The sequence below is a fragment of the Ensifer sp. SSB1 genome, from assembly GCF_016652895.1.
In the GTDB taxonomy this organism is placed as follows: Bacteria; Pseudomonadota; Alphaproteobacteria; order Rhizobiales; family Rhizobiaceae; genus Ensifer.
Window position 1 is genome coordinate 30,785 of record NZ_JAEPRP010000055.1, and the last position, 10,033, is coordinate 40,817.

The following is a 10,033-nucleotide window of genomic DNA, read 5'->3' on the forward strand; positions in this document are numbered from 1 at the left end:
GAATGGCAAAATGACTTGGACTTTTTCGGGTGGGGCATGAGTAGCAGCATTCCAAGTTTCTTCGTCTACGGCGAACCGGAGCAACAGCTCGAGCCCGGGTTCTTCCACGTCGAGACGGTGATGGCACGGCAGAACCTGCACCAGGGCCAGGTGAAGGCGCATAAGCACGACCAGATGGGGCAGATCACCTACTGGCTGAGCGGCGGGGGAACCTACTTCATCGATGACAAGCCATTGGACTTTTCCGCACCGGCCGTCAGCTTCGTGCCGAGCGGCATCGTGCACGGGTTTTCGGTCGACCCGGAGACGAGCGATGCGGTCGTCGTTTCGGTCGCCGATGGTGCCCTGCTTTCGATCCGTGAGAACACGACGCTTCCGCTCGACACGCCCACGATGATCCGTGGCGACGGTGAAGACCGGCATTGGCGCCGCCTCGCAGAGTTGCTCGATATCGTCGCCGACGAATATGCCGGGGGTGCTCCCGGCACCCAGCGGATGCTCGCGTCTCTGGTTGCTGCGGTGCTGACCCAGATTGCCCGCCTGACGGCGGCCGCGCCGGACACCGCGCTGCCGACGCAGGCGATTTTGGCAACGGAACTCCGCCGGCTCATCGACCTGCATTTCCGCGAGAATTGGAGCGTCGGGCACTACACCGAAGCGCTCGCCACGACGCCGCACCTGCTTGCCAAGGCGAGCAGGGACGCCTTCGGCATGCAGGTCAAGGAACTGATCAACGAGCGTCGTTTGCTTGAGGCCAAGCGCCTGCTGCTCTTTACCGTCCGGCCGCTCGAAGACATCGCCTACGAGATTGGCTTTGCCGATGCCGCCTATTTCTCGCGCTTCTTCCGCCTGCGGGTCGGCGAAGCCCCGAGCGACTGGCGTCGGGCGCGCGTGGGCTCAATAGGAGCCGGCTAAGTCACCGGCCCCTCGAGGTGTCGCTAAGGCCGTCGGCTATCGGCCATAGGCCCGCATCACCTCCATCAGGGGCTCATGCTGGATCGCCTGGATCTTGAAGCGATCATGGGCCGTGCCGCCGGAATCCTCCGCCGCGATCATCGCGTTGACCACCGCTTCCTCGACGCTGTCGACGGTCGCGAGATAGACCGGATCGAGCAGTTCGTCGTTGACGATTTCCAGCGACAGGCGCGGCGGCGCCTTGTGCGCCATTGGCTGGGTGTTGGCGGTCGAGAAAGCGAGGAAGATGTCGCCGGAATTGTTGCCGCCGGGCGTGCCGTTGCGGCCGATCCCGATCGCCGCCCGTCGTGCCAGGCGCTTCAACTGGTGGGGCGCCATCGGCAGGTCGGTGGCGATCACCACGATGATCGAGCCGCGCTCCTGCATCTGGCTTTGCGGCGTGCCATCGCGCATGTGCTCGCCGACCGGAACGCCGCGGATCGTCAGCCAGTCGCGCTGGCCGTGATTGGCCTGAACCAGCGTGCCGATCGTGTAGTCGCGGCCGCCGAACTCGACAACGCGGGAAGCCGTACCCGTGCCGCCCTTGAAGCCATAGGCGATCATGCCGGTGCCGCCGCCGCAATTGCCCTCCTGGACCGGGCCGGACGTGGCGGCGTCGAGTGCCGCGTGCACATCGGTTTCGGTAATCGGCTGGCCGTTGATGTCGTTCAAAACGCCATCATAGGTTTCAGCCACCACCGGCATCAGCCAGAGAAAATCGTCGGTGTCGTAGGTCGTGCGGTAACGTTCCAGCATCCATTGTATGGTGGCGTGATGCGTCATGCCGACCGCATGGGTGTTGGTGATCATCACGGGCCCGAGGAAGAAGCCGCCGTCCTCGATCCAGTGGGTGCCGGTCATCTCGCCGTTGCCGTTGAAGCGGTGCACGCCGGCATAGACGGGGACGGGCGTTTCCGAGGTGGCATGCGGCAGGATGGCGGTGACGCCGGTGCGCACTGGGCGTTTGCGGCCGGGGCGCGGCGTTTGCTCCTCGATGGTGCGGAAACCGACGGCGATGCCTTCGACATCGGTGATGGCGTTGAAGCAACCGGTGCGGCCGGAAAAGGGCAGGCCGATATCGCGGGCGCGGGCGCTGGGGGGCGTAGAGGTTTTGTCGTTCATGATCATTTCTGCCGGGAGCGAAGGTAGAGGCCGAGCGAGGCGACGACGAAGGAGAAGGTCAGCATCATCACGGCGATGGCGTTGATCTCCGGTTTGATGCCGCGCCGAAGCATGGAGAAGATGAACATCGGCAGCGTGGTGACGTCGACGCCGGCGATGAAATAGGTGATGACGAGATCGTCCATCGAGATGATGAAGGCGAGCAGCGCGCCGCCGACGATCGCCGGGAAAAGCTGCGGCAGCACCACCCGGCGAAAGGTCATCCATTCGTTGGCGCCGAGGTCGGCCGACGCGTGTTCCAGCGTGCGGTCCATGCCGGCAAGGCGGGCCGAGACGACGATGAAGACGTAGGAGATCAGGAAGGTGCACTGGCCGATGATGATCGTCGTCAGGCCGAGATTGATGCCGGAATTGACGAAGAAGATCAGGAGCGCGATGCCGAGCACGATATCCGGCATCAGCATCGGCATGAACATCACCACCCGATAGAAGCGTTGGCCGACGAATTCGAAGCGATAGAGGGCAATCGCGATCGCCGTGCCAAAGACGGTCGCAATGGCTGTGGTGGAGGCGGCGATGACGAGGCTGTTCCACACCGCCTGCAGCAACTGCCCGGTCGATTCGATGTAGAGCGCACTCTCGGAGATCTTGGTCTTGAAGCCGAGAACCTGCGCGTACCATTCGGTGGTGAAGCCCGTCCAGGTCATCATGTTCACCGGATTGGCATTGAACGAATAGACGGCGATGACCACGAGCGGGATGTAGATGAAGGCGAAGAACAGGCCGGTGTAGGCAAGCAGGCCGCCGGTGAAAAGGGATCGAGCGATCTTCATGGGGCGCTCACCGTGCCAGTGCCGCGGCGGCGGCATTGCGCCGTCCGGAGATGATCACATGGGCGATCATCATGATCAGCATGACGCTCATCACCATCATCGCCAGCGCCGCACCGAAGGGCCAGTTGCGGGCGGCGAGGAACTGCTGTTCGATCAGGTTGCCGAACATCATCACCTTGGCGCCACCAAGCACCGCCGGCACGACGAAGTTGCCGAGCGCCGGGATGAAGACGATGACGGCGCCGCCGGCAATGCCGGGTGCGGTCAAGGGCAGGATGATGCGCCAGAAGGTGCGCACGGGGCCGGCGCCGAGATCGAGCGAGGCGCGCACCAGCGTCCAGTCGAGTTTCTCGACGCTCGCATAAACAGGCATGAACATGAAGGGAATGAACACATAGGTCATGCCGAGGATGATCGCGCCCTTGGTGTAGATCAGATCGAGCGGCCGTTCGATCAGGCCCGTGGATAGGAGCACTTCGTTGACGAGGCCGGTCTGACGCAGGATCAGCACCCAGACGAACAGGCGGACGATCAGGCTGGTGAAGAAGGGGAGCGTGATCAGGAACAGGCAGAAATTCTTCCAGCGCTCGGATAGCCGGGCGATGCAGAAGGCCGCGGGGTAGCAGACGAAGAGGGTCGCGAGCACCGTCAGGGCGGCGATCTCGATCGAGCGCAGGAAGATCGCGATGTAGATCGGGTCGAACTCCTCGAACATCGGATCGGCGAAGCCGAGAATGCGGCCGAAATTATGCGGGTAGAAGGTCCATTCCACCCCGCCATAAAGGCCGGGTGCGAGGAAGCTCGTCACGATCATGATCGTGAGCGGACCGAGGAAGAAGACGGCGAGAAAGGCCGAGACGGGCCCGAGCAGGAGCGCAAGCTGGAAGCGGCGGCGACTGGCGATCGTCATCTCACGCAGCCCCCGCATTCGCGCCGATCAGGTGCACGGCGGCGGGATCGTAGGCAAGCCGCGCCTTGCGGGTCTGTTCAACCGTGCCGACGAGATTGCGGCGGTTGGCCGGGACCTCGGCCACGACCTTGCGGCCTTCGGCGGTGCGACCGAACAGTTCGAAGGTGGAACCGACGAAGACGATCTGGTCGAGATCGACGTCGATCGTCGGAAAGGGGGCGTTATCCTCGGCGAGGAAGAACTGCTCCGGACGGATCAGCGCTGTCGCCTGTGTCGAGATTTTCCGGTCGCAGGGCTGGTGGCGGATCGCCATGCCGTCAGCCGTCATCAGCCGGTCGCCGTCGAGCCTGCCTTCGAACAGATTGCTGGCGCCGATGAAGGTGGCGACGAAGGTGTTGACCGGATGGTCGTAGATGGCGCGCGGCGTATCGAGCTGCTGGATGCGCCCGCCTGACAGTACCGCGACACGGTCCGACATCGTCAACGCTTCCTGCTGGTCATGGGTGACGAAGATGAAGGAGATGCCGAGCTCGTTCTGCAGCGTCTTGAGCTCGATCTGCATCGCCTGGCGCAGGTTCTTGTCGAGCGCCGACAGCGGCTCGTCGAGCAAAAGCAGCTTCGGCCGGGCGATGATGGCGCGGGCGAGCGCCACGCGCTGCTGCTGGCCGCCGGAGAGCTGGCGCGGCTTGCGTGCTTCCATGCCTTCGAGCCCGACCATCTTCAGGGCGCTCGCGACCTTTTCCTGACGCTGCGGTTTAGCGACGCCTGCAACCTCCAGCGAATAGGCGACGTTTTCGCCGACCGTCATATGCGGAAACAGGGCGTAGTTCTGGAAGACGGTGTTGACCGGGCGACGATAGGGCGGCCGGTCCGTCATGTCCTCGCCGTCGATCAGGATCGAGCCGCCGTCGAGTTCGACGAAGCCGCTGATCGCCTGCAGCAGTGTGGTCTTGCCGCAACCGGAAGGGCCGAGCAAGGTCAGGAACTCGTTGCGGCGGACATCGAGATTGATTCGGTCGAGAGCGGTCACGGTGCCGCCTTCCGGAGTGGCAAAGGCCTTGCTCGCCTCCACCAGCCGGACGATGGAATTCTGCATACTTCTGTTCCCCAAAATGTTATGCAATTAACGCTTGTGCGTTTTCGATATATGGATACCATTTGCCTATCGGAGTCAACGGCCACGAGAAGCCGTGATCCGGAAGCGGCCGGCAAAGGCCGTGCCAGGCCGTCCGGCCAGAACCATCAGAGGAGAATTTCGATGACGATGACAAACGGGACGACCCGCGGAGGCAGGAGAGCTTTCGCGACCCGTGCACGCACTGTGGCACTTTCCCTGGCGGCGCTGACCGCCCTGTTCGGGACGACGCAAGCAGCCGAGCTCAACATCTACAACTGGGGCGAATACATCAATCCGGCCGTGCTGAAGAAGTTCGAGGAGGAGACCCAGATCAAGGTCAATCTCTCGACCTATTCCTCCAACGAGGAGATGCTGGCGAAGATTCAGGGCGGCGCCACGGGCTACGACATCGTCTTCCCGTCGGTACATATGCAGGACATCATGGCCAAGCTCGACCTGCTCGAAAAGACCGACATCAACGCCTATGAGGGCTTCAAGAACATCGACCCGACGTTCCTGCGCGCCAAGAGCGACCCGAAGGGCGAGTATTGCCTGCCCTATGCGTTCGGGACGGTCGGCATTCTCTACAACCGAACATTGCTCGGCAAGGACGTGACCGGCTGGCGCGACCTGATCGAGACAGCGAAGGCCAAGGGCCTGAAGTTCACGCTGCTCGACGACATGCGCGAGGTGCTGTCGGTCGGCCTCATCCTCAATGGCCATAAGGTCAACTCCACCGACCCCGCCGAATTGCAGCAGGCGGCCGATACGATCATCGCCATGAAGCCTGATGTCGCCGCCTTCACCTATGACACCCGCCCGATGGTCGCGGCCGGTGACGTGGCGGCCGGTCACTTCTTCGTCGGCTCGATGGTCGACGTCTTCGCCAATCCGAAGGATCTCGGCTACGTGATCCCGGAGGAAGGCGCGACGATGTACCAGGAGGATATCTGCGTTCTGAAGACCGCGCCGAACAAGGACAACGCCATCAAGTTCATGCAGTTCTACACCCGTCCGGAAGTGGCGGCGCTCAACATCGAGCAGCAGACGAACGGCACGGCCAACGTGCCTGCGCGACAATTGACCCCCGAGCAGATCAAGAATAGCAAGGAAATCAATCCGCCGCCGGAAACCATGCAGAAGCTGCAGATCTTCGAAGATCTCGGCCCTGCCGTGCGCCAGCTCGATCGGGTCTGGACCAAGGTCAAGACGGCGCAATAAATGTGCGATGCGACGGAGCGGGATATGCGGCGCAATCTTGCCGGTGTCCCGCTTCGATCATGCAAGGGGAGGGGACGTGGCACAGCGAATCCTGAAGCTGGTGCGCAGCGACGAGCTCAGACGCTCGAAATCGGACAAGCTCATCGCCAACTACATCGAGCGTAATCTCGCCGACATTCCCTTCGAGACGGCACGCTCGATCGCGACCCGGCTTGAGGTTTCGCCGATGACGGTCGGGCGCTATCTCCGGCGCATGGGCTTCGACGGTCTCGACGAGCTGAAACTGGAGCTCAGGCGCGACGGCTCCAACAATCCAGCCTGGCAGGTGAAGGGATCGGTCGGCCGACTTCGCGACGACAATCGCGAAGGCAAGCTGCTTGCCGGTCTGATCCAGCAGCAGATCGATAATCTCGGCATGATCTACGAGCTGACGACCGCGCCGGAATGGCAGCAGGCGATCGATGCGTTGATCTCTGCCAGCGAGGTCTATGTCGCGGCCTATCAGAACGTGCGCGGCATCGCGCAATATTTCGCCAGCCAGCTTTCCTATACCCGGTCGCGGGTGCAGTTCGTCGACGGCCTCAACGGCACCTATGCCGAGCTGCTCGACGGCTCCGTCGAGGGTCGGGTGCTGTTTCTGCACGACGTGCGCCGCTTCGCCGCAAAGGCGCGGCCCTTGGCGGAGGAGGCGCGCCGGGCCGGCGTCAAGGTTATCCTCTTCACCGACGAGTTCTGCCCTTGGGCGCCCGAGGTTTCCGACGTCTGCCTCATCGTGCCCGGTTCCCATGGTCCGCTCTGGGATGGGGCTGCGACGACGGTCGCGGTCATGGACCTGCTCTTGAGCAACGTCATCGTCGTGCTCGGCGACGAGGTCGGCGAGCGTGTGGCGCAGCTGACCCGATTGCAGAACGTTTTCGGCGACTTCGAGGATTGAAGTCCGCCGCCTCTGATGCTCAGCGACCCGTCGTCTTCGGGATATAGTCCAGCCCGATGTCGATGGAGGCCGGCCGCCCATCGAGGAAGAGCTCGCCGATGCGCGGCGCCGTTCTGGCGATGACCTTGCCGGCCTTGATGACGAAAAGCCGGTTCGGCTTCAGCCGCAGGGCCTCGCTGACATCGGCCGCCTGCAGCAAGACGAGATCGGCCTTGCAGCCGACGTCGAGGCCGTAGCCTTCAAGGCCCATGGTTTTGGCCGCATTCACGGTGATGGCGTCGAAGATCTTGCGCTTGTCCTCGATCCCGCCCATCTGCGTCACATGGATGGCCATGTGAGCCACTTCCAGCATGTCGCCCGATCCCATCGAGTACCAGGGATCCATGACGCAGTCGTGCCCGAAGGAGACGTTGAGGCCGGCCGCCATCAACTCCTTCACCCGCGTCATGCCGCGGCGCTTGGGATAGGTGTCGTGGCGTCCCTGCAGCATGATGTTGATCAGCGGATTGGGGATCACGTTGATCTTGGCCTCCGCCATCAACGGAATGAGTTTGGAGACGTAGTAGTTGTCCATCGAATGCATCGAGGTCAGATGCGAGCCGGCGACGCGGCCTTGAAGACCGAAGCGGACCGTCTCAGCCGCCAGCGTCTCGATGTGGCGCGACATCGGATCGTCGGTCTCGTCGCAATGCATGTCGACCGGCAGGCCGCGGTCGGCGGCGATCCGGCAAAGCGCTTCCACCGAGCGGGCGCCATCCTCCATCGTCCGCTCGAAATGCGGAATGCCGCCGACGATGCCGATGCCCATGTCGAGCGCGCGGTTCAGTGACGCCACTCCTTCAGGCGCGCGAAAATAGCCGTCCTGCGGGAAGGCGACGAGCTGCAGGTCGATATAGGGTGCGACCTTCTCCTTCACCTCCAGCAGTGCCTCGGCCGTCACCAGCCGCGGGTCGGACGTGTCGACGTGGCTGCGGATGGCAAGCAGACCCTGGCTGACGGCGAGGTCGCAATAGCGCAGCGCCCGCTCGATCAGCGCCTCCCTGGTCAGCAACGGGCGCAGCTCGCCCCAAAGCGCGATGCCTTCCAGCAGCGTGCCGGAGACGTTCATGCGCGGCAGGCCGAGCGACAGCGTTGCATCCATGTGAAAATGCGGATCGCAGAAGGGCGGGCTGAGCAAGCGGCCGGTGGCATCGATTTCGCCGCCGGCCGTTGCGACAAGAACCTTCTCGATCGCGGCGATCTTGCCGCCTTTGACGCCGACATCGAAACCCTGTCGCCCGTCCGGAAGGTTGGCGTTACGGATGATCAGATCGAACATGATTGGCTGCTCCCGGTGTTGCGGCGTCAGAAAACCGGATCATTGCAGGTGACGCTTATGACCCGAAGCTCTTGCGGTAGGCGGCCGGCGAGGTGCCGAATCGGCGGACGAAGGAGCGACGGAAGGCGACATCGTCATGGAAGCCGATATCCGTGGCAATCTTTTTGAGCGGAATGGTGGTGTCTTCAGCAAGCCTGCGCCCTGCCTCAAGCCGCATGCTCTCGACGTAGTCGGCGGGCGTCATGCCCACATCCTGTTTGAACTGCCTGGAGAAGTTCCGCTCGCTCATGCCGGTGCGTCTGGCGATCGCTGCGACACCGAGGTCGGCAGAAAGGTTGTCGGCGATAAAATCCTGCGCTGCGCGAATGGGTGTCTTCTGCGCGACCTGGCCGGCGAGTAGGGTGCTGAACTGGGTCTGGCCGCCCGGCCGCTTGAGAAAGACAACCAGCTCACGCGCGACCTTGAGGGCGACCTCGAGGCCGAGGTCCTTCTCGACGATGGCAAGGGCCAGGTCGATGCCAGCCGTGACACCGGCCGAGGTCCAGACATTGCCGTCCTTGGTGAAAATCCGGTTGGGCTCGAGCTTCACGTCCGGGAAGCGCTTGCTGAATTCTGCCGCTTGCGACCAATGCGTCGTTGCGCGTTTGCCATTCAGCAAGCCCGCTTCGCCAAGAACGAAGGCGCCGGAGCACACCGATCCGAAGCGGCTGGCGCGGGCGGAAACCTCCTTGACCCATTCAAGGAGTGAGGCCGGTAACGGCCGTTCTTGAATGAGCGGATCTCCGGCAACAAGCAGGGTATCTACATCGGAAATCCCCTGCTCGATCGAGCGGTCAGGAACGAGGGCGAGCCCCGACGATCCTCGTACGGGGGTGCCAGAAGTGCTGATAACCTCCACCGAGTAATAATCGGCGCCACTCTGCCGGTTGGCCTCCGCGAAGACGTCGGACGGTCCGATGACGTCGAGAAGTTGCACCCCTTGCATCGCGACGATGGCGACCTTGTGAACGGCCATTAGCGAACCTCGAACAGTTTCCCGGTCAGGACAATGCTGGCCGTCCGATAGAAAACGACCGTGATGGCGCCGGTAAGCAACAGGAAGAACAGCCCGGCCAGCCCGGTGAGGATAGCGCTGTCGACGAACGCGGCATACCGGAAGAAGGCGATAGACAGGGCCGCGAGCGGGAAGCTTATGGCCCACCAGCCTATGCTGAAGGGAATATGCGAGCGGAACACCATCGGCGAAAGGACGAGCATCAGAAACAGCGCAAAGTAAAACAGGACGGTGGCGAAGAGGTCGACCGAGCCCGTGACATTGGTATAGGCGAGGAACCCGACGGCGAAGGGCGCGACGAGAACCATCAATGACGGTCGGGCAAGCGGGGGAAGAGGGTCTTCGTGGCGCAGCCGCGAGAAGATGAGCGCAACGAAGACCGCGGCGATGACGCTGCCGACCGAAAAGGCGAGCATGTTGATCTCATGCGCCCAGGAGAACGGCATGGCGTGGCCGGTGACGGCGATGTCCAAGGTTGCGACCCCCGGAATGAGAAGCGGCGGAAGGGTCGTATCGCGCGACTGTTGCCGCCCGAGAAATCCTCTGGCAACGACATAGGCAAGCGCGAAG

The 10,033-nt window shown here is 62.8% G+C and carries 9 protein-coding genes and 1 pseudogene; 3 read left to right on the top strand and 7 right to left on the bottom strand.

The features are described from left to right. Positions 1-36: 36 nt before the first annotated feature. On the top strand, positions 37-915 hold the full coding sequence (locus tag I8N66_RS15700) for a helix-turn-helix domain-containing protein (RefSeq protein WP_291155023.1): 879 nt from the start codon (positions 37-39) through the stop codon (positions 913-915). A gap of 36 nt (positions 916-951) precedes the next feature. Here the strand turns inward: I8N66_RS15700 and I8N66_RS15705 are convergent, their stop codons facing one another. Genes I8N66_RS15705 through I8N66_RS15720 form a run of 4 tightly spaced genes read right to left on the bottom strand, consistent with a single transcriptional unit; the run spans position 952 to position 4,915 of the window. Next, a complete protein-coding gene (locus I8N66_RS15705) occupies positions 952-2,076 on the bottom strand; it encodes a P1 family peptidase (RefSeq protein WP_291155025.1) in 1,125 nt (374 codons plus the stop codon). Positions 2,077-2,078: 2 nt separating this feature from the next. After that, positions 2,079-2,909, bottom strand: a complete 831-nt coding sequence (locus I8N66_RS15710; protein WP_113539466.1) for an ABC transporter permease — start codon at positions 2,907-2,909, stop codon at positions 2,079-2,081. Positions 2,910-2,916: 7 nt separating this feature from the next. Beyond that, the gene (locus I8N66_RS15715) at positions 2,917-3,819 is read right to left on the bottom strand and encodes an ABC transporter permease (RefSeq protein ID WP_113539465.1); all 903 of its coding nucleotides are present in this window, start codon (positions 3,817-3,819) and stop codon (positions 2,917-2,919) included. A 1-nt stretch (position 3,820) separates the two neighbouring features. Beyond that, positions 3,821-4,915 carry an ABC transporter ATP-binding protein gene (locus tag I8N66_RS15720; RefSeq protein WP_291155028.1) on the bottom strand — a complete coding sequence of 365 codons (1,095 nt, stop codon included), beginning with the start codon at positions 4,913-4,915 and terminating at the stop codon, positions 3,821-3,823. Positions 4,916-5,077: 162 nt separating this feature from the next. Here I8N66_RS15720 and I8N66_RS15725 point away from each other — a divergent pair, with 162 nt between their 5' ends. Then, positions 5,078-6,157 carry a spermidine/putrescine ABC transporter substrate-binding protein gene (locus tag I8N66_RS15725; protein ID WP_291155030.1) on the top strand — a complete coding sequence of 360 codons (1,080 nt, stop codon included), beginning with the start codon at positions 5,078-5,080 and terminating at the stop codon, positions 6,155-6,157. A 76-nt stretch (positions 6,158-6,233) separates the two neighbouring features. Beyond that, positions 6,234-7,091 (top strand): MurR/RpiR family transcriptional regulator, encoded by an 858-nt coding sequence (locus tag I8N66_RS15730; protein WP_291155032.1) that lies wholly within the window; start codon positions 6,234-6,236, stop codon positions 7,089-7,091. 19 nt (positions 7,092-7,110) lie between these two features. Here I8N66_RS15730 and I8N66_RS15735 read toward each other — a convergent pair whose 3' ends face one another. The 3 genes and pseudogenes from I8N66_RS15735 to I8N66_RS15745 form a co-directional block, all read right to left on the bottom strand. Next, positions 7,111-8,409, bottom strand: a complete 1,299-nt coding sequence (locus I8N66_RS15735; RefSeq protein ID WP_113539462.1) for an amidohydrolase family protein — start codon at positions 8,407-8,409, stop codon at positions 7,111-7,113. A 55-nt stretch (positions 8,410-8,464) separates the two neighbouring features. Continuing rightward, positions 8,465-9,424, bottom strand: coding sequence for a GlxA family transcriptional regulator (locus tag I8N66_RS15740; protein ID WP_291155034.1), 960 nt, complete (start codon positions 9,422-9,424; stop codon positions 8,465-8,467). Continuing rightward, a pseudogene (locus I8N66_RS15745) lies at positions 9,424-10,033 on the bottom strand (C4-dicarboxylate ABC transporter); the annotation flags it as partial. The pseudogene I8N66_RS15745 and the gene I8N66_RS15740, both read right to left, overlap by 1 nt.